Consider the following 17,786-nt stretch of genomic DNA (forward strand, 5'->3'; position numbering starts at 1 on the left):
GGCAGGCTTTCGCCGTGCCGGGCGTTATTATCATTCCGGGTCAGGGATACCCAGTTTGGTATTCAGACGGCCGCGTGATTTATTAAAAATCTTGTTGCCGTTTTCACGTCCTGCGCGACGGCGACGCTGCTCTTCTTCCGGCAGGATGCTCTCTTCGCTGCACAGTTCGCTACAGCAGCCGTTAAACTTCTCGGCACAGGCCGGGCACTGAATGAACAGCAGATGACACCCGTCGTTTTTGCAGTTGGTGTGAGTATCACACGGTGCGCCGCACTGGTGGCACTGGGCAATGACGTCGTCCGAAATACGCTCCCCCATCCGCTCGTCAAAGACAAAGTTTTTTCCGATAAAGCGTACCGGTAAACCCTGCTCGCGGGCGCGACGGGCGTACTCGATAATGCCGCCTTCAATATGCCAGACCTTATTAAAGCCGTTGTGCTTCATCCACGCGCTGGCTTTCTCACAGCGGATACCGCCGGTGCAGTACATAACGATCTTTTTATCTTTATGTTCCTGCATCATCTCAACCGCTTTGGGCAGCTGCTCGCGGAAGGTATCGGCCGGGATTTCCATCGCGTTCTCAAAATGCCCCACTTCGTATTCATAGTGGTTACGCATATCAATGAACACGGCATCCGGATCGTCCAGCATCGCATTCACTTCCGCAGCCTTGAGATATTCACCGACATCCGCCGCGTTAAACTCGGGATCGTCGATACCGTCCGCCACGATGCGTTCACGCACCTTCATGCGCAGCACCCAGAAGGATTTCCCGTCATCATCCAGGGCAATGTTCAGGCGCAAGCCGTTAAGGGCAGGGTCAAATTGATAAAGTACGTCACGGAAAGCGCTGACTTTACTTTCCGGTACGCTAATTTGCGCGTTGATGCCTTCACGGGCAAGGTAGACGCGGCCGAAGACGTTCAGGCCCGTGAACGCCTGATAAAGCGCATCGCGGGTCGCCTGCGGATCTTCGATCGTGAAGTATTTATAGAAAGAGATGGTTGTGCGCGGTTCGGTTTCAGCCAACATACGCGCTTTCAACATCTCATTCGACACGCGGTTGTGTAACACTGGCATGGTGTACAGTCCTGGGATCGTTAGAGAGAATGAAAAATCGGTCGGCATCATATAGCAAACAAAACCAATTTACATCCCCACAATTTACGCTACATTTCACACACCCTGATTAATCAGGCTTAACAATTGCTGTATTCGTGTACGCTTCGAAAGCAGATATTTTGGCTATGTCTCAAAAAATGAGACACTAGCAAAACAGGACGTTTGAACACAGGAAAGACATGACCCAGTTACCAAAATTTACTGCCGCCCTTTTGCATCCCCGCTATTGGTTGACCTGGCTTGGCATCGGCTTTTTATGGCTTCTGGTACAGCTTCCCTACCCTGTTATTTTTCGGTTGGGTAAATTTCTGGGCCGTTTCGCACAGCTGTTTATGAAGCGTCGCGCCAGAATCGCGTACCGCAATCTTGAGCTGTGTTTTCCGCAGATGAGCGAGTCAGAGCGTCACGATATGGTCGCGAAGAATTTCGAATCCGTCGGGATGGGGCTCATGGAGACCGGCATGGCGTGGTTCTGGCCGGACAAACGCATGGCCCGCTGGAGCGAGGTAACGGGAACCGGCATGGAGCCTGTGCATACGCTTCAGGCCAACCAGACGGGCGTTTTGCTGATCGGCGTCCATTTCCTGACGCTGGAAATCGGGGCACGCATGTTCGGCATGCAGGCGCCGGGCATTGGCGTTTATCGTCCTAACGATAACCCGGTCATTGATTTAATCCAGACCAACGGCCGCATGCGTTCCAACAAAAGCATGATCGACCGTAAGGATCTGAAGGGGATGATCCGCGCGCTGAAATCCGGTGAAGTGGTCTGGTACGCCCCCGACCACGACTATGGCCCACAGGCCAGCGTATTTGTTCCCTTCTTCGCCGTTGAAGAGGCCGCCACAACGACCGGTACCTGGATGCTGGCGCGGATGTCTAAAGCCGCCATCGTGCCTTTCGTCCCTCGCCGTAAGCAGGATGGTTCAGGCTACGAGCTAATGATGCTGGAACCGGAACTTGCGCCACCGCTTGACGATGCGGAAACCACCGCGCGCTGGATGAACAGCGTTGTGGAGAAGTGCATCATGCTGGCGCCCGAGCAGTATATGTGGCTGCACCGCCGTTTTAAAACGCGGCCACAAGGCACGCCGTCACGCTATTAATCCTCATGCGGTCCTCAGGGCCGCATGCCGTTTTAGCTTTAAAAGCTCCTCGTCATTGCGGCAATCATAACCCAGGCGCATAATTAGCAGGCTTATTACTTTATGCTTCAGGTGCTCTGCACCTCATTATGCGGATAGTTATGTCACCCTCAGACGCCCCCATAAACTGGAAGCGTAACCTCACGGTTGCGTGGCCTGGCTGTTTTCTTACCGGTGCGGCCTTTAGCCTGGTCATGCCCTTCCTGCCGCTCTACGCGTGACGGGCCACAGCGCGCTCAATATGTGGTCTGGGCTGGTATTCAGCATCACGTTTCTCTTTTCCGCGATGGCCTCGCCCTTCTGGGGCGGCCTTGCCGACCGCAAGGGACGTAAAATCATGCTGCTACGCTCGGCGCTGGGGATGGCCATTATCATGGCGCTGGGGCCCGTGACGGATTAAGACGAACGCCTGACAGCTTATTTTCGCATTCATACTTGCAGAATCTTATATTCAGCTATTCTTTCCCTGAAACCTTCTGGAAAACAGGGAGACACCAATGACCATGTACGCCACGCTGGAAGAAGCTATTGATGCCGCTCGTGAAGAGTTCCTCGCCGACAACCCCGGCGTTGAAGAAGAAGATGCTGACGTGCAACAGCTTAATATCCAAAAATACGTTCTGCAGGATGGGGATATTATGTGGCAGGCCGAATTCTTTGCCGATGAAGGTGAAGAAGGGGAATGTTTGCCGATATTAAGTGGTGAAGGTGCGCAGGCCGTCTTTGATGGCGACTATGACGAAATCGAACTTCGGCAGGAATGGCTGGAAGAGAACACCCTGCACGAGTGGGATGAGGGTGAGTTTCAGCTCGAGCCGCCGCTGGATACGGAAGAAGGTCAAACCGCAGCCGACGAGTGGGACGAGCGTTAATTTACGCTATTCGTAAGGGCCGTGGCTGGCATCGATCGGCAGCAACAGCGTGTCGAAAATCAGCGAAAACGGCAGATCGAGCACGGTCAGGTAGCGCCACGCGGAATCACGAAGATCCCATTTCACGCCCGGGTAATACTGATTTCCGTGGCCTTGCCCTGGAATGGTGCGACTGATGATACTGCCGCAGCCGCTGAGCAGGCATGCCATCATAACGACGATGATGATTCTCATCTCTAACCTCTAAAAAAATACCGGCCTCACAGCCGGTATTTTGTTTATTACGGAGAAGGCTTACTTCGACTTCAGCGCAAGCGGATTCAGCTTCACGTCCTTATAGTAGTTCACCCACGAAGAGTATTTCTCCGGAGCGGACCACACGCGGTAGTGAAGACGCGCCATTGTCACCGGGTCGCTCAACAGCACCAGACGACGGTCGCGGTTGAGTTTTTCCGGGGTCTCGTTAAGCGCCTGCTCAACGTGACGATCGCGGGCAATCTCCAGCACCTGGCTGGCGCGGTGACGCGCGGTCGCCATTGCCGTCGCCAGGGCGTTGAATGACGGGTTAAACACGGCGTGCATGAAGCCGTCATCCAGCGAGCGACTGCGGTTCTGTTCCAGGTAACGATCGGTATCCACAAGCACCTGCGGCGGGGAATACTCTTCCGGGATCAGGAACAGTTTCCAGCGTTTGGTTCGCAGCCCCACCGTTGAACGGCTGGAAATCACGGACACAAACGGCGACAGGATCAGCGAGAAGACAATCGGCGCCAGCCAGAACAGGAAGCGCAGATCCAGCCACGCCATCCCGGCCGCCCATACCAGACCCAGCAGCAGCTGAGAACCGTGGCGCATAAAGGCTTCACCCCACGGCGTGGAGTCGTCATCACGCTGCGGTGAGTTCCAGACCACTTCCCAGCCCAGGAACGCACTGACCACAAACACGGTGTGGAACAGCATACGTACCGGCGCCAGCAGGACGGAGAACAGCACTTCCAGCAGCAGTGAAAGGGTCACGCGGAAGAAACCGCCGTACTCTTTCGAGCCTTTGCACCAGATCAGGATGATGCTGAGCAGCTTAGGCAGGAACAGCAGCACCATGGTGGAGGCAAACAGCGCAATCGCCAGCTCCGGACGCCACTGCGGCCACACCGGGAATAGCTGGCGCGGTTGCAGGAAGTATTGCGGCTCCGTCAGGGCATGGACAACCTGCAGCGCAGTGGAGAGCGCGAGGAACATAAACCACAGAGGCGCGGAAAGATAAGACATCACGCCCGTCAGGAACACCGCGCGGTGTACCGGGTGCATCCCTTTAACAAGGAACAGGCGGAAGTTCATCAGGTTACCATGACACCAGCGGCGGTCACGCTTGAGCTCGTCCAGCAGGTTCGGCGGCAGCTCTTCGTACGATCCCGGCAGGTCGTAGGCAATCCAGACGCCCCAGCCAGCACGACGCATCAGCGCCGCTTCTACGAAGTCATGCGACAGGATAGAACCGGCAAACGACCCCTCACCCGGCAGCGGTGCCAGCGCACAGTGTTCGATGAACGGCTTCACGCGAATAATGGCGTTGTGGCCCCAGTAGTGCGACTCACCCAACTGCCAGAAGTGCAGACCCGCCGTAAACAGCGGCCCGTAAACACGGGTGGCGAACTGCTGGCAGCGCGCATACAGCGTGTCCATACCGGACGCTTTCGGCGAAGACTGAATGATACCCGCGTTCGGGTTGGCCTCCATCAGACGCACCAGACCGCTCAGGCAGTCACCGCTCATCACGGAGTCAGCGTCCAGCACAACCATGTAGCTGTACTGGTTACCCCAGCGACGGCAGAAGTCATCGATGTTGCCGCTTTTACGCTTCACGCGACGACGGCGGCGGCGGTAGAAGATCTGGCCTTCGCCCTGCACTTCTGCAATCAGCTCCATCCACGCTTTTTGTTCCGCAACGCAGATATCCGGGTTGTAGCTGTCGCTCAGGATGTAAACGTCGAAATGCTCCGCGTTGCCGGTCGCCTTCACGGACTCCCAGGTCGCACGCAGGCCCGCAAATACGCGGTCAACGTCTTCGTTACAGATAGGCATAATCAGCGCGGTACGGTGCTCGGGATTGAGGGGTTCATCCCCGACCGTTGACGCTGAAATACTGTATTTGTCACGCCCCATGAGCAGCTGCAGGAAGCCCATCAGCGCGGTCCAGAAACCGGCCGAGACCCAGCAGAAGAGGACCGCGAACAGCAGGAGAATGCCGCTCTGCAGGATATACGGCAGCAGCTGCATGAAGGAGACCCAGAGATCCTGGCCCATCATGTCCGTCGGATTGATAAACGCCCAGCCCTGGTAAGGCAGGATAGTTTTCATGTACCAGGTCGCGACGACCGTCTGCGCAAGCGTCAGAAGCAGCAGGATATAGCGACGGATTGTCCCGACAGTACGCCATTTCTGTTCGGAGGCCTGCTCTTCTTTCGTCAGGCGCGACAGATAGCGCGGCGTCACATCACGCCCGCGCAGGCGATCCCAGAAGCGGCCCACCGGGTTGGTGCGCCATGGATCGGGGAACATAGAGGAACGCGTAGCCTTCGGCATCGCCTGAAGCTGATCGCGTCCTTCATCGTCTTTAATCAACTGCCCTTCCGCCAGCGAGTCCGGCCAGGCCTGCTCCAGACGCGCCTTGACTGACCCGAGCGGCGTATCATCATCACGGGAAAACGTATGATGTTCACCATCCAGCGCGGTGTGAACCGCGCGGATGTCGCTCTTTGGCAGTGCCGCTTTTTCGATATCCGTCAGCGGCATGGCATCAATATATTCAGATGTATTATTCATTGGCAGGTAGCTGATAGCTCCAGGTTTCACTCAGCGGCTGATCGTTACTGACCAGCGCAGCACGCATTTCAGTGGTCTGTTTCGGATCTTTCACTTTCACGCGCAGGGTCAGACGCCAGCCTTTGGTTACCGGGTTGTAACGAACGGTATTCTCAACGATTTCACCGTTATCACCGATGCTGGCCTGAGCGGCAACGGCGGTGTCCGGTGACAGTTTCTTCATATCCTGGCCTGTGAAGTCCACGACAAACGCCACGGTACCGTCAGGCTGACGGATAAGATTAGACTGCTTCACATCACCCGTTGAGCGGCGAGTCTGCATCACATACGCGTTATCCGGCGCATGCAGCTTATCTTCGTCGCGGCTGAAGGTAATGGTGTACTTGAAGTTCATCTCTTTACCGGCTTCCGGCAGCTGATCCGGCGTCCAGTAAGCGACGATGTTATCGTTGGTTTCGTCGTTGGTTGGAATTTCTACCAGCTCGACCTTACCTTTACCCCAGTCACCGTTTGGCGTGACCCAGGCGCTTGGACGCTGGTCATAGCGATCGTCCAAATCTTCAAAGCGGGAGAACTGACGACCACGCTGCAGCAGGCCAAAACCTTGCGGGTTTTCCATTGCAAAGCTGCTTACTGCCAGATGTTTCGGGTTATTCAGCGGACGCCAGATCCACTCACCGTTGCCGGCATGAATAGACAGACCGTTGGAGTCGTGCAGTTCCGGGCGGAAATTGGTTGCCGGTGACGGCTGGTTCGGCCCAAACAGGAACATACTGGTCAACGGCGCAACGCCCAGCTTGCCCACTTTATCACGCAGGTAAACCTTGGACTGTACGTCAACCACCGTGTCACGACCCGGCATAATCACAAAGCGATAGGCACCGGTTGCACGCGGGGAATCCAGCAGCGCATAAATGGTCAGACGCTTATCCGTTGGTTTTGGACGTTCAATCCAGAACTCGCGGAAACGTGGGAACTCTTCTCCTGATGGCAGCGCGGTATCAATTGCCAGACCACGCGCAGAAAGCCCGTACACCTGCCCCGCGCCGATAACGCGGAAATAGCTGGCTCCAAGCATGCTGACGATTTCGTCGTTTTTATCTTTGCTGTTGATCGGGTAAAGCACCTTAAAGCCTGCGAAGCCAAGGTCTTTCACCGTATCTTTGTCGTGTTGCACATTGCCAAAATTGAAGTAATCCGGGCTGTACTTGATCTTACGTACCGCGGTTGCCGTCACTTCATTGATGGCAACAGGCGTGTCGAAGTACATACCCTGGTGATAAAATTCAAGCTTGAACGGGGTTTTAATATTGCTCCAGTACGCTTTGTCGTGATTGAACTGGATCTGCTGATAGTCCGCATACTTCATGTCGCGGAAAACGGAGGGCAAGTTACTTTTCGGCGCTTCGTAGCTCTTGCCTGCCATCGATTTTGCCTGTTTTGCGACATCGTCGATGTTAAAGGCCAGTGCCGATGAGGTATACAGTGATAACACCACTGCAGCACCCAACCAACGCATTTTCATCATCTGTGGTTTATGTTTCATAATAAGTAAGCACTTCCCCCTTTGTGTGCTTATATCGATCCGATCCATTTTAATGGAAACTCAGGCAATCCGACAACATTATCACTGCTTTGTTCAGCTGCTGGCTCATGGAATAAGCAAATGAAAGAACCCGCTATTCACTTTGCGTGCTTATCCTGGAGACAGGGTGTCGGTCTTGGTGTAGGGTTGGCTTCGAATGTAACCATTATGAGTCTTAGGGATAAGACGAAAAGTCTGAGAATGCACAACGTTATATGAGCACAACACTAACAGAACGTGAATATTTCCTCGACTCGATCAGGGCCTGGCTGATGCTATTGGGGATCCCCTTTCACATTTCACTGATTTACTCCAGCCACACCTGGCATGTGAATAGCCAGATGCCCTCCTGGTGGCTGACGCTGTTTAATGACTTTATTCACGCCTTCCGTATGCAGGTGTTTTTCGTCATATCCGGCTATTTTTCTTACATGCTTTTTCTGCGATACCCGCTTAAGCGCTGGTGGAAAGTGCGCGTAGAGCGCGTGGGGATCCCCATGCTGACCGCCATTCCCCTGCTGACGCTGCCTCAGTTCATTATGTTGCAGTACGTGAAGGGCAAAGCGGAGAACTGGCCGAACCTTACGCTGTATGAAAAGTACAATACGCTGGTCTGGGAGCTGGTGTCTCACCTGTGGTTCCTGCTGGTGCTGGTGGTGCTCACAACGGTGAGCCTGTTGATTTTCAGCCGACTGCGCCATCATCTGAGTACAAAAGCCGACACCTTCTTCGCCAACGTTACGATGGGCAAACTGTCAGTGCTCTTCTTGCTATTGGGGATTGCCTATGCCGCCGTGCGCCGAACGCTGCTCATCGTCTATCCGCCGATTTTGAGCGACGGGTTATTTAATTTTGTGGTGATGCAGTCCCTGTTCTACATTCCGTTCTTTTTAATCGGCGCGCTGGCCTTTATTCATCCGAAGCTTAAATCGCTGTTTGTCACCCCGTCACCGTGGTGCGCGCTGGGGGCAAGCCTCGCGTTCGCGGCCTATCTGCTGAATCAGCGCTACGGCAGCGGCGATGCCTGGATGTATGAAACGGAAAGCGTGATCACTATGCTGCTTGGGCTGTGGATGGTGAACGTGGTATTCGCGCTGGGCCACCGCTTGCTGAACTTTAAGTCCAGTCGCGTGACCTACTTCGTTAATGCGTCACTGTTTATCTATCTGGTGCATCATCCGTTGACGCTTTTCTTCGGGGCTTACATCACACCGCACATCGCTTCCAACACGCTGGGCTTCTTTACCGGGCTGGTGTTTGTTGTAGGAGTGGCAATCGTACTCTACGAAATCCATCTGCGGATCCCGCTCCTGCGCTTCCTCTTTTCAGGAAAACCACAGGCAAAAGCCTCATAAATCACGCGGCGCATCAGATGCGCCGCGTTTACATCAGCTCTCCAGCTCTTGTCTGCGCTGAGTGAGAAGCCGCTGATAAAGATGCGTGGTATCGTCGTCGAAACAGACAAAAATCACCTTCTCTGGCAGCGGTTTTAGCGACAAATAGCGGTAAACCGTTTCTACAGCGATCGTTGCGGCAGCGGCCTTAGGGTAACCATACACGCCGGTGCTGATGGCCGGAAACGCCATCGTTTTATAACCGTTGTCGGCGGCCAGTCGCAAACAGTTCCGGTAAGCCTCTTCCAGAATACTCGCTTCGTGCTGATCCCCGCCATGCCAGACCGGCCCTACGGCATGAATTACCGCTCTGGCAGGCAGATTGCCCGCCAGCGTAATCACCGCGTGACCGGGAGGACATTCGCCCTGCTGTTGCCGCACGGTTTTACAGGCTTCCAGCAGCTGCGGTCCGGCAGCCCGGTGGATAGCCCCGTCCACGCCGCCTCCCCCCATCAGAGATGGATTGGCCGCATTGACGATGACGTCGACGTGTACCGTCGTAATATCGCCATTAATAATTTCAATTTGCGGTTTCATAAAGCCCCTCTGCAACCCGCCATTTTCTTAAGTGTATCGCAGAGGAGACCGGGAGAAAAAACTATCAGAAAAAATCCTCATCCATCGCAGGGCGGGAGAGCGCGCATTAGCGATACTGGATTTCGACAACCGCGACCGTTTTTTCAGGATTAAGGTATTTCATATTGAGCGTTGCCACATTTGAGTCGCTCACTTTCCCGTTAAGCGCCTCTTCATAGCTGACCATGCGCGTTTGCATACGGTTATTATCTGGACATGACATTGCCAACTGTTGCTTCTGGGGAGTGACTTCACAGGGGTCGGCGACAATGGCACCGCGAAAATGAATGACACCGCCGTCAACAACCGTGGCCGAATAAGCCGGGATACTCAAAGCCGAAACGACCAGACCCAGACCTGCCACGAGTCGAGCAAAATAGTTGTTCATTATAGGTACTCCTCAATGAAAATCGTCCATGAGGGGTAAACGCGCTTCATTTATTATGGCAAACGAAGTTTCGCGTTACGGAACATAACGACCTGGTCCCTGATATCAGCATAGCTCAACGGCACAGACCCGCCACATTCGCAACCTATTGATTTAATGCGTTTTCATAGCGAACGTTCCGCTGGAGACCACTGTTGTGATAAATGTAGCGATTTACCGTCTGAAACGGTGACAACGATTTTTACCGTGTCCCCCGCATTAATATTTAAACTCAGGCGCATTAAATCAATCGTCTGATTAGCGGGTATAAAAAGTGTGTTTTGCTGCCGGGAAGAACTTTGCCCCCCCTGCCCTTCTCGTAAAGAAACAATCTGAACCTGACAATCACACGACTGCGCCAGAGTGACCTGAGGAATAATGGTGGTCATATTTTCCTGCTGTGACGTTTTGAAGGTGATCTGGCTGGAAAGCGCGGCAAGGAGAATTAAGGTATTCATGATGACCTCCCGAAAAAAAACAGGGCTGATGCCCTGTTTTTTTGTAGCACAGATTTCAGTATCAGTACTGATGAGCTGTCGCGTGGTTACCAAAGCCGATTTGGGTAACGTTGACAGTAGAGTTAGAAGCAGTCTGGTCTACGAGGGCACCGTTAAAGCCGCCGGACTGACTAACGTTCATAACAGATTTTTTACTGTTCCACTGATCAAGTGTTGCACTGTTGCCAAAACCTTTCTGGGTCAGGTTGATTTTACTGTCATCTGAACCCTGACCTACGTCAGCACCGTTAAAGCCACCGGTCTGGCTAATATTCAGAACGGAATTTCTGGCGTCTGTCTGCAGGGCAACCGCGGAGTTACCGCCACCGTTCTGATAAATATTCAGTGTTGAATTAGGGCCACTGTATCCACCGTGACCATGTCCATGACCCCATCCACCCTGATTAATAGAACCCGCCATAGCACTACCAGAAACTACGATTGCTGCAAGTGCTGCCACTTTGATAAATTTCATGGTAAACCCCCATCGGATTGATTAAAGTCGTCGCGAAAGCGCTAATGTTGAATAACGTTAATCGCCATTTGCGACTGTTTCTGCACTACAACTGCGGTTTTCTGCGTACCGTACTGCGTAATATTTGCTCTGTTACCCGACCCTTTCTGGATAATTTTCGCGCTATTACCGTATCCATCTTGCGTAATACCTGCATCATTCCCGTTACCGCTCTGATCGACCCAGGCTAAATTGTAACTCCCTGATTGATCAACTCTCGCTCTGTTACCCGCCCCATCCTGAGATATAATGGATAAGAGTCTTGAACCGTCCTGGCTAACCTCAGCGTTATTGAAAACGCCCCGCTGACCAATAATGGCTGCCTGATTGAGTGATGAAAGACTTAATTCGTTAACCGCAAAGTTATATTCAGCATTTGCCAAATCTGAATTCGCTGCGGTCACAAATCCAGGCGCACCCAGTAATGTAAACATCATAATTAACGATGTGTTTTTCATGTTGTCACCCTGGACCTGGCTATTTAATCACGCCATAAACCTTTACCAATGCTACTTGTTAAAACGACTCGTATTGTGTTAACGCGTCGTTACGGTGAAGAGTATGTCCGCTGAAACATTTTAAATATCTCACCCGCGCGACTTATTTTTATTTATCGGCTCATCACAAAGTCGTAATTTACATCAAAAATCACTTTAATTAGGTCAGCTTATATTTTTTATTAAGCAGGTCTTGCGATCGGGTTGTACAACGGAATGAAGGCTGTCCAGGCGTCATCCCGCGTTGTTTAAACGTAACGGCAGGAGATGATTTTTCTCAGTGCGTGACACGACGCCTGTTTTCTTAAGCCAGGCAGCAGCCCATTCACGGGCTTAGAAATAATCTGAAACTCATACTTAATTAGTGCGACGTAAAAATAACAAATAAGATTAAAAATCAATTACATAAAAATATTTGTATGATTTTTAAAATCTGTGCACGTCTATTTATATGTACAACTTTTTCATCAATTATTACCATTAACAATAAGCATTTTTCACAAATTAATATTGATTTTTACATTCTGTTACACGTTTAACACTTGCTTTAAACTTCGTAAAAGCTAGATTGAAATTAGATGTACGAAATTGGTTTTATATTTTCCTCCCTGTGGGGGTTATGGTCTGATTCTACACACAGCAGTGCAACATCTGTCAGTACTTCTGGTGTCCTCTTATAAACAGGAGGACAGCTGCCAGGTGCCTAAAAAAAGTGGGGTTTCATCATGTATAATGAAGTCCATAGTTTACATGGTCATACATTACTGTTGATCACAAAACCTTCTTTGCAAGCGACAGCTTTATTACAACATTTAAAGCAATCTTTATCACTGAACGGGAAATTGCATAATATTCAACGTTCTTTTGATGATATTGCACCTGGCAGCATCATTCTTTTCGATATGATGGAAGCCGATAAAAAGCTTATCCATTACTGGCAAGATATTTTAAGCAGGAAAAACAATAATATCCGCGTGCTATTGTTGAATACGCCTGATGAATATCCTTTCAGAGATATTGAAAGCTGGCCGCATATCAATGGCGTATTCTACGTCACGGAAGAAGAAGACCGGGTAGTAGAGGGCCTGCAAGGTATATTGCGCGGAGAGTGTTATTTTTCGCAAAAGCTTGCCAGCTATCTCATCACGCACTCCGGAAATTATCGCTATAACAGTTCAGAGTCCGCACTGCTCACGCACCGTGAGAAAGAGATCCTGAACAAGTTACGCATTGGTGCTTCAAATATTGAAATCGCCCGTTCGTTATTTATCAGCGAAAATACGGTAAAGACGCACCTTTATAATCTTTTCAAGAAGATAGCTGTGAAAAACCGAACTCAGGCTGTTTCGTGGGCAAACGATAACCTCAGGCGTTAATCACATGAAGCGCACGTTGAGTTGGATCGCCGCAGCGAGTTTCCTGCTCGCTACCGGGAATCTGAAGGCCGTCGAGGTCGAAGTTCCCGGATTGTTAACAGACCACACTGTCTCATCGGTCGGGCACAGTTTTTACCGAGCCTTTAGTGATAAATGGGACAGTACTTATACCGGAAATATAACAATCAACGAGCGGCCCAGTGCACGATGGGGAAGTTGGATAACAATAACGGCTAATCAGTACGTTATTTATCAAACGTTTTTATTCCCCACAAAAATAGACTTCGATAAAAACGTAGCCTTAGCACTGGCACAATCAGAAGACGCTATTAATCGCCTGCAAATAGATAAAGCCCTATTAAGCACCAGCGATTTAGCAAAAGACGAGTTCTAGCGAACCGATATGCGGAGGCTGTCATGCGCATTGCATATGCAGTTGTTTCGATAATGCTGATAACACCCATAAGCTGGGCCGGAAACATGACGTTTCAGTTCCGTAACCCTAACTTTGGCGGTAACCCTAATAATGGCGCGTTCCTGCTGAATGAAGCTCAGGCGCAAAACTCCTATAAGGATCCCAGCTTAAAGGATTTTAGCGTTGACACCCCGTCCGCACTGGACAACTTCACTCAGGCTATTCAGTCGCAGATTTTAGGTGGGTTACTGACCAACATTAATACCGGTAAACCCGGCCGGATGGTGACCAACGACTTTATCGTTGATATCGCCAATACTGACGGGCAGCTTCAGTTGAACGTGACCGATCGTAAAACCGGAAGAATCTCCACCATTCAGGTTTCCGGTCTACAAAGTAATTCAACTGACTTTTAAACAATAGCTAAATAAGGACAACGATCATGCAGCGCTTCCTGATATTTGTTGCAGTGTGCTTATTGAGCGGTTGTTTAACTGCTCCACCTAAAGAAGCTGCAAAACCTACATTAATGCCTCGGGCCCAGAGTTATCGTGATTTAACGCATTTACCTTCACCTACGGGGAAAATATTTGTCTCCGTATACAACATTCAGGATGAAACCGGGCAATTTAAACCTTACCCGGCAAGTAACTTCTCCACGGCCGTGCCGCAAAGCGCCACCGCTATGCTGGTTACCGCGCTCAAGGATTCGCACTGGTTTATTCCTCTGGAACGCCAGGGGCTCCAGAACCTGTTGAATGAACGCAAAATCATTCGTGCCGCCCAGGAAAATGGCACCGTCGCGGACAATAACCGCATGCCTCTGCAATCTCTGGCGGCAGCAAACGTGATGATTGAAGGATCGATTATTGGCTACGAAAGCAACGTTAAATCGGGTGGTGCGGGAGCACGTTACTTCGGTATCGGTGCCGATACCCAGTACCAGCTTGACCAAATCGCCGTGAACCTGCGTGTGGTTAACGTCAGTACAGGCGAAGTGCTCTCTTCGGTGAACACCAGCAAAACCATTCTGTCTTATGAAGTCCAGGCTGGGGTATTCCGCTTCATCGATTACCAGCGTTTGCTGGAAGGTGAAATTGGCTACACCTCTAACGAGCCGGTCATGATGTGCCTGATGTCAGCCATTGAAACCGGCGTGATCTTCTTAATCAACGACGGTATAGACCGCGGGCTGTGGGATCTGCAAAACAAAGCAGACGTGCAGAACCCGATCCTGGTGAAATACCGCGATATGTCAGTCCCTCCGGAATCCTGACAGGAAGCGCATAAAAAAGGCGAGATGATTATCTCGCCTTTTTTTATTCGCTCACCGCCGTGATGTTTTGCGCTTTTTCCCGCCGCGACGCCAGCCACAGACCGCTGTTTTTCATGGCATAGCCAAACAGCAACCCCAGCGCCAGGGAGGGAACCACCAGCTTCCAGTCACCCTGCCCTGCAAAGGTCGCGCACGCCCCCATAAAGGTTCCCGGCACAAATGAAAGCAGCAGATGCTTAGCCTGAATGCACATTAAAAAGGCAACGACACCCGTCATGACGTACCCCAGCAGCTCCAGATGCGGCGCCAGCGCGCTGCCTTTAACGATCACCAGCGCCCAGATAACACCGCTCATCAGCGTGCAGCCAGAGATAAAGAGCCCTTTGACGCCCCCCTGCGGACAGGCGAAATAGGCGGTGCAGCCGAGGAACCCGGCCCAGCTGAGCAATCCGAGAGACACGGCCACCCATCCCCAGAGCCCGGAGAGAATACCTGTCGTTATTGCGATACAAAGTAATATGTTCATGGCGCGCATCTTAGCAGAAGCGCACCATAGAAATGAGATCAGCAGCACATTACTTGCAAGTTGAAATGTTGAGTTGCAGAACTTTTGCCATCTAAATCACTCTTCATTCTCTTCTTCCAGCTCATCCCACATTGCCGCGATAGCGTCGCGGGTCAGCGGGGCCAGCGTTCTCCAGAACGGCGAGGTGGCATGCGCTTCGACTTTACCCAGGAATGTCCCGACCCACGGCAGCAGATACGTTTCGAACAGGGTTTCGATGGCTTCGTTCTCATCATCACCAGCGTTATCTTCGATCCAGGATGCCGCCAGCAGCAGCGTACCGATATGATCGGCCGGCGTATCGCTCAGCGGCATACCGCGCGTGGAGAGGAACGCGCGGACTTCCGCTTCCGTTGCCCCTTCCTGCCAGGCTGAGCGGTATGGCGAAACGCGGCACTCATCGCCAACGAACAGCGCATTGTAGTCCGTCGCAATCTGCTGCATGTCACAGCTTTTTTGCAGACGTTCCAGTAAATCATCCTGTTCCAGCGGCCAGTTCTGCGCCAGTTTGCCTTCACGAATTAACGTAAAGAGCGGAACCAACAGCGGGTCTTGCGGCTGGCGATAATAGAGCGTACCCAGCACGCGGCAGAGGATGGAAAACTCGTTCATTTATATGATTCCATTACACAATTAAAGATCGGCAAATTCGGCTATCGGCTCCATGCCGCGCGACTCGAGGAAATCGAGCATGCGGCGTGGGGTCACGTTCAGGATTTGCGCTTCCGGGAAGTTAACATCATTCAGCACTTTCAGGCACTCGCTGAAATCGCCCAGCGTAAACGCGGTATGAGAATCTGAGCCCAGCGCCACCATGCCACCTGCGTCACGCACGGCGGCAGCCACTTCGCGGCAGTTGGCTTCACTGCCCTTACGCGAGTGCACAAAGGAGGAGTTATTAATCTCCAGCGCCACGCGGTGCTTCGCTGCCGCCTGCGCGACAGCCTGAATATCAATTGGATACTTTGGGTTACCGGGATGGCTGATGATATGCACATTACCGCTGGCAATGGTGGCAATCATCGCCGCGGTGTTGGTCTCTTTATCCTGAGGAGGAAAAACCGGCTCATGGAAACCGGCGAGGATAAGGTCCAGAGACGTCAGCATCGGGCCGGTGCAGTCGATCTCACCGTCGGTATTTTTGATATTCGCCTCAATGCCGCGCAGTATCCCAATGCCGTCCACCAGACGTGGCCAGATCCGCATATTCACAAAATGCCAGTAGTGCGGCGCATCCGCCATGTCCGGGCCATGATCGGTGATCGCGAACAGCTTGATGTCCTTAAGCTTCGCCTGGGCGATATAATCATGGAGGTTGCTATACGCGTGGGTACTGGCGACGGTGTGCATATGCAGGTCAACGGGATACATCTCTCTCTCCTCTGCGGTTTTTCCAAAGGATAGCAGTTATCAGCGGCGAATATTAGCAAAAACCCGGCGAACGCCGGGTTTCTCTCAGTAGCCGCGCTGTCTGTCGACCTGGCCGGTGACCGCGTTACCCTTTTCCATTTTGCTGATGGTATGGGATATATACGCCACCGCTTCTGCCGGACGCGTCACGGCAGCCACGTGCGGCGTCATCGCGACGCGCGGGTGCGCCCACAGCGGGCTTTCCGCGGGCAGCGGCTCACGGCTATAGACATCCAGCATGGCACCTTTGAGCTTTCCGCTGTCCAGCGCCTTCAGCAGATCGCCTTCCACGACATGGACCCCGCGCGCGAGGTTCATCAGGTAGCTCTGGTCGAGGAGCTGATTGAGCAGGGCTGCATTGATGATCCCCACCGTTTCGGCCGTGTTTGGCAGCAGGTTTATTAGCACACGCGTGCCTTTCAGAAAAGCCGGAAGCTCATCCGTTCCGGCAAAGCTCTCTACGCCCGGATAATTCTTGCGGCTGCGGCTCCAGCAGCGCAGCGGGAATTCCCACGGGGCAAGCGCTTCGGCCACTTTAGAGCCCAGCACGCCCGCACCGAGGATGCCGATGGTAAAGTCTTCGCGACGGTACTCCGGAAGCGGTTCCCAGCGGGCCTGCTGTTTAAAGGCCTGATAGTCATCGAAGCGGCGGAACCAGTGCAGCACCTGGCTCACGGCATACTCCTGCATCTGCTGCCCCATTCCGGTATCTTCCAGGCGGAAGAGTGGGACGTCTTCCGGCAGCATTTCAGGGTGTGCCTTCAGTATGCTCAGAATGGAATCCACGCCGGCTCCCAGGGCAAAAACGGCCTTCAGATTGCGGCCCTGGAGCATTTCTACCGGAGGATGCCAGACCAGCGCATAGTCAGCATGTTCATTATCGCCACGCTTCCACTCGCGAACGCGTGCGCCGGGTAACGCCGCCGAAAGCGCCTTGATCCAGTATGCCGTATCAAAAGTGGGGTGATAGAAAAGTATATCCATAGTCATTCCTGCCTTTTATTGCGCTGATTTAGTTTGCTTTTTCACTGGACGGTCAGCATAACAAATTTATAGCGCAACTGTGTTGCTGATAAAAAAGACGCTTTCAGCACATTTAAGAATCATGTTGCCTGAAGTTTGTCTAAACGCGCTAAATTACTGAAAAAGTGAGTTGACGGCAGTTCGGCTTTTCCTTACATTAGCGCCCGTCCCGGCAACAACGGGATGACAATATGGTGAGGTGTCCGAGTGGCTGAAGGAGCACGCCTGGAAAGTGTGTATACGGCAACGTATCGGGGGTTCGAATCCCC

At 52.3% G+C, this 17,786-nt stretch carries 20 protein-coding genes and 1 pseudogene; 8 read left to right on the forward strand and 13 right to left on the reverse strand.

Features of this window, described 5'->3' with window-relative positions:
• Positions 1–30: 30 nt before the first annotated feature.
• Positions 31–1,080 carry a rhodanese-related sulfurtransferase gene (locus ACOTZB_RS04955; protein WP_421626592.1) on the reverse strand — a complete coding sequence of 350 codons (1,050 nt, stop codon included), beginning with the start codon at positions 1,078–1,080 and terminating at the stop codon, positions 31–33.
• 221 nt (positions 1,081–1,301) lie between these two features.
• On the opposite strand from ACOTZB_RS04955, the gene ACOTZB_RS04960 reads away from it, so the two are divergent.
• The 3 genes and pseudogenes from ACOTZB_RS04960 (at position 1,302) to ACOTZB_RS04970 (ending at position 3,139) form a co-directional block, all read left to right on the forward strand.
• Positions 1,302–2,228 (forward strand): Kdo(2)-lipid IV(A) acyltransferase, encoded by a 927-nt coding sequence (locus tag ACOTZB_RS04960; RefSeq protein WP_047650847.1) that lies wholly within the window; start codon positions 1,302–1,304, stop codon positions 2,226–2,228.
• Between the two features lie 140 nt (positions 2,229–2,368).
• Positions 2,369–2,649 (forward strand): annotated as a pseudogene (locus ACOTZB_RS04965) (MFS transporter); the annotation flags it as partial.
• A 115-nt stretch (positions 2,650–2,764) separates the two neighbouring features.
• Positions 2,765–3,139, forward strand: coding sequence for a MysB family protein (locus ACOTZB_RS04970; protein ID WP_023311118.1), 375 nt, complete (start codon positions 2,765–2,767; stop codon positions 3,137–3,139).
• Positions 3,140–3,145: 6 nt separating this feature from the next.
• Here ACOTZB_RS04970 and ACOTZB_RS04975 read toward each other — a convergent pair whose 3' ends face one another.
• Genes ACOTZB_RS04975 through mdoG form a run of 3 tightly spaced genes read right to left on the reverse strand, consistent with a single transcriptional unit; the run spans position 3,146 to position 7,508 of the window.
• Positions 3,146–3,373, reverse strand: a complete 228-nt coding sequence (locus tag ACOTZB_RS04975; protein WP_024908995.1) for a YceK/YidQ family lipoprotein — start codon at positions 3,371–3,373, stop codon at positions 3,146–3,148.
• 60 nt (positions 3,374–3,433) lie between these two features.
• Entirely contained in the window at positions 3,434–5,962 is a 2,529-nt protein-coding gene (gene mdoH / locus ACOTZB_RS04980; RefSeq protein ID WP_193804619.1) for a glucans biosynthesis glucosyltransferase MdoH, read from the reverse strand.
• A complete protein-coding gene (gene mdoG, locus ACOTZB_RS04985) occupies positions 5,955–7,508 on the reverse strand; it encodes a glucans biosynthesis protein MdoG (RefSeq protein WP_021240787.1) in 1,554 nt (517 codons plus the stop codon). The genes mdoH and mdoG overlap by 8 nt, the downstream gene beginning before the upstream one ends.
• A gap of 254 nt (positions 7,509–7,762) precedes the next feature.
• Between mdoG and mdoC the strand changes: the two genes are divergently transcribed.
• Positions 7,763–8,902, forward strand: coding sequence for a glucans biosynthesis protein MdoC (gene mdoC, locus ACOTZB_RS04990; protein WP_368525000.1), 1,140 nt, complete (start codon positions 7,763–7,765; stop codon positions 8,900–8,902).
• 33 nt (positions 8,903–8,935) lie between these two features.
• On the opposite strand, the gene ymdB is transcribed toward mdoC, so the two are convergent.
• The 5 genes from ymdB to csgB form a co-directional block, all read right to left on the reverse strand.
• Positions 8,936–9,478 carry an O-acetyl-ADP-ribose deacetylase gene (gene ymdB, locus ACOTZB_RS04995; protein ID WP_421626593.1) on the reverse strand — a complete coding sequence of 181 codons (543 nt, stop codon included), beginning with the start codon at positions 9,476–9,478 and terminating at the stop codon, positions 8,936–8,938.
• Positions 9,479–9,584: 106 nt separating this feature from the next.
• Positions 9,585–9,905 (reverse strand): type 1 fimbrial protein, encoded by a 321-nt coding sequence (locus tag ACOTZB_RS05000; protein ID WP_421626594.1) that lies wholly within the window; start codon positions 9,903–9,905, stop codon positions 9,585–9,587.
• A 164-nt stretch (positions 9,906–10,069) separates the two neighbouring features.
• The gene (gene csgC, locus ACOTZB_RS05005; RefSeq protein ID WP_202760818.1) at positions 10,070–10,402 is read right to left on the reverse strand and encodes a curli assembly chaperone CsgC; all 333 of its coding nucleotides are present in this window, start codon (positions 10,400–10,402) and stop codon (positions 10,070–10,072) included.
• A gap of 61 nt (positions 10,403–10,463) precedes the next feature.
• Positions 10,464–10,916, reverse strand: a complete 453-nt coding sequence (csgA, locus tag ACOTZB_RS05010; protein WP_047650840.1) for a curli major subunit CsgA — start codon at positions 10,914–10,916, stop codon at positions 10,464–10,466.
• A gap of 41 nt (positions 10,917–10,957) precedes the next feature.
• Positions 10,958–11,413 (reverse strand): curli minor subunit CsgB, encoded by a 456-nt coding sequence (gene csgB, locus ACOTZB_RS05015; RefSeq protein WP_421626595.1) that lies wholly within the window; start codon positions 11,411–11,413, stop codon positions 10,958–10,960.
• A 764-nt stretch (positions 11,414–12,177) separates the two neighbouring features.
• On the opposite strand from csgB, the gene csgD reads away from it, so the two are divergent.
• The 4 genes from csgD to csgG are packed head-to-tail and all read left to right on the forward strand — an operon-like array spanning position 12,178 to position 14,519.
• The gene (gene csgD, locus ACOTZB_RS05020) at positions 12,178–12,828 is read left to right on the forward strand and encodes a biofilm master transcriptional regulator CsgD (RefSeq protein ID WP_021240790.1); all 651 of its coding nucleotides are present in this window, start codon (positions 12,178–12,180) and stop codon (positions 12,826–12,828) included.
• A 4-nt stretch (positions 12,829–12,832) separates the two neighbouring features.
• Positions 12,833–13,222, forward strand: coding sequence for a curli production assembly/transport protein CsgE (gene csgE / locus ACOTZB_RS05025; protein WP_421626596.1), 390 nt, complete (start codon positions 12,833–12,835; stop codon positions 13,220–13,222).
• A gap of 23 nt (positions 13,223–13,245) precedes the next feature.
• Positions 13,246–13,659, forward strand: coding sequence for a curli production assembly/transport protein CsgF (csgF, locus tag ACOTZB_RS05030; protein ID WP_008500846.1), 414 nt, complete (start codon positions 13,246–13,248; stop codon positions 13,657–13,659).
• 26 nt (positions 13,660–13,685) lie between these two features.
• A complete protein-coding gene (gene csgG, locus ACOTZB_RS05035; RefSeq protein ID WP_025755858.1) occupies positions 13,686–14,519 on the forward strand; it encodes a curli production assembly/transport protein CsgG in 834 nt (277 codons plus the stop codon).
• Positions 14,520–14,562: 43 nt separating this feature from the next.
• On the opposite strand, the gene ACOTZB_RS05040 is transcribed toward csgG, so the two are convergent.
• From ACOTZB_RS05040 to ghrA, 4 genes are all read right to left on the reverse strand, one after another.
• Entirely contained in the window at positions 14,563–15,045 is a 483-nt protein-coding gene (locus ACOTZB_RS05040) for a DUF1097 domain-containing protein (protein ID WP_421626597.1), read from the reverse strand.
• Between the two features lie 96 nt (positions 15,046–15,141).
• Positions 15,142–15,696 (reverse strand): TorD/DmsD family molecular chaperone, encoded by a 555-nt coding sequence (locus ACOTZB_RS05045; protein WP_029740002.1) that lies wholly within the window; start codon positions 15,694–15,696, stop codon positions 15,142–15,144.
• A 21-nt stretch (positions 15,697–15,717) separates the two neighbouring features.
• The gene (locus ACOTZB_RS05050; RefSeq protein ID WP_421626598.1) at positions 15,718–16,455 is read right to left on the reverse strand and encodes a phosphatase; all 738 of its coding nucleotides are present in this window, start codon (positions 16,453–16,455) and stop codon (positions 15,718–15,720) included.
• Positions 16,456–16,539: 84 nt separating this feature from the next.
• A complete protein-coding gene (gene ghrA / locus ACOTZB_RS05055; protein WP_421626599.1) occupies positions 16,540–17,478 on the reverse strand; it encodes a glyoxylate/hydroxypyruvate reductase GhrA in 939 nt (312 codons plus the stop codon).
• Positions 17,479–17,786: the final 308 nt, after the last annotated feature.

It is taken from the genome of Enterobacter cloacae complex sp. SHL020, assembly GCF_049236945.1.
Lineage (GTDB): Bacteria > Pseudomonadota > Gammaproteobacteria > Enterobacterales > Enterobacteriaceae > Enterobacter > Enterobacter dykesii.

Bases quoted from the DNA above. Each gene is read 5' to 3' on its own strand.
- ACOTZB_RS05040 (WP_421626597.1), bottom strand. From the start codon at position 15,045: ATGAACATATTACTTTGTATCGCAATAACGACAGGTATTCTCTCCGGG.
- csgF (WP_008500846.1), top strand. From the start codon at position 13,246: ATGCGCATTGCATATGCAGTTGTTTCGATAATGCTGATAACACCCATA.
- csgD (WP_021240790.1), top strand. From the start codon at position 12,178: ATGTATAATGAAGTCCATAGTTTACATGGTCATACATTACTGTTGATC.
- ACOTZB_RS04975 (WP_024908995.1), bottom strand. From the start codon at position 3,373: ATGAGAATCATCATCGTCGTTATGATGGCATGCCTGCTCAGCGGCTGC.
- csgG (WP_025755858.1), top strand. From the start codon at position 13,686: ATGCAGCGCTTCCTGATATTTGTTGCAGTGTGCTTATTGAGCGGTTGT.
- mdoH (WP_193804619.1), bottom strand. From the start codon at position 5,962: ATGAATAATACATCTGAATATATTGATGCCATGCCGCTGACGGATATC.
- csgC (WP_202760818.1), bottom strand. From the start codon at position 10,402: ATGAATACCTTAATTCTCCTTGCCGCGCTTTCCAGCCAGATCACCTTC.
- ymdB (WP_421626593.1), bottom strand. From the start codon at position 9,478: ATGAAACCGCAAATTGAAATTATTAATGGCGATATTACGACGGTACAC.
- ACOTZB_RS04970 (WP_023311118.1), top strand. From the start codon at position 2,765: ATGACCATGTACGCCACGCTGGAAGAAGCTATTGATGCCGCTCGTGAA.
- csgE (WP_421626596.1), top strand. From the start codon at position 12,833: ATGAAGCGCACGTTGAGTTGGATCGCCGCAGCGAGTTTCCTGCTCGCT.
- ACOTZB_RS05050 (WP_421626598.1), bottom strand. From the start codon at position 16,455: ATGTATCCCGTTGACCTGCATATGCACACCGTCGCCAGTACCCACGCG.
- ghrA (WP_421626599.1), bottom strand. From the start codon at position 17,478: ATGGATATACTTTTCTATCACCCCACTTTTGATACGGCATACTGGATC.
- ACOTZB_RS05045 (WP_029740002.1), bottom strand. From the start codon at position 15,696: ATGAACGAGTTTTCCATCCTCTGCCGCGTGCTGGGTACGCTCTATTAT.
- ACOTZB_RS05000 (WP_421626594.1), bottom strand. From the start codon at position 9,905: ATGAACAACTATTTTGCTCGACTCGTGGCAGGTCTGGGTCTGGTCGTT.
- mdoC (WP_368525000.1), top strand. From the start codon at position 7,763: ATGAGCACAACACTAACAGAACGTGAATATTTCCTCGACTCGATCAGG.
- mdoG (WP_021240787.1), bottom strand. From the start codon at position 7,508: ATGAAACATAAACCACAGATGATGAAAATGCGTTGGTTGGGTGCTGCA.
- ACOTZB_RS04960 (WP_047650847.1), top strand. From the start codon at position 1,302: ATGACCCAGTTACCAAAATTTACTGCCGCCCTTTTGCATCCCCGCTAT.
- csgA (WP_047650840.1), bottom strand. From the start codon at position 10,916: ATGAAATTTATCAAAGTGGCAGCACTTGCAGCAATCGTAGTTTCTGGT.
- ACOTZB_RS04955 (WP_421626592.1), bottom strand. From the start codon at position 1,080: ATGCCAGTGTTACACAACCGCGTGTCGAATGAGATGTTGAAAGCGCGT.
- csgB (WP_421626595.1), bottom strand. From the start codon at position 11,413: ATGAAAAACACATCGTTAATTATGATGTTTACATTACTGGGTGCGCCT.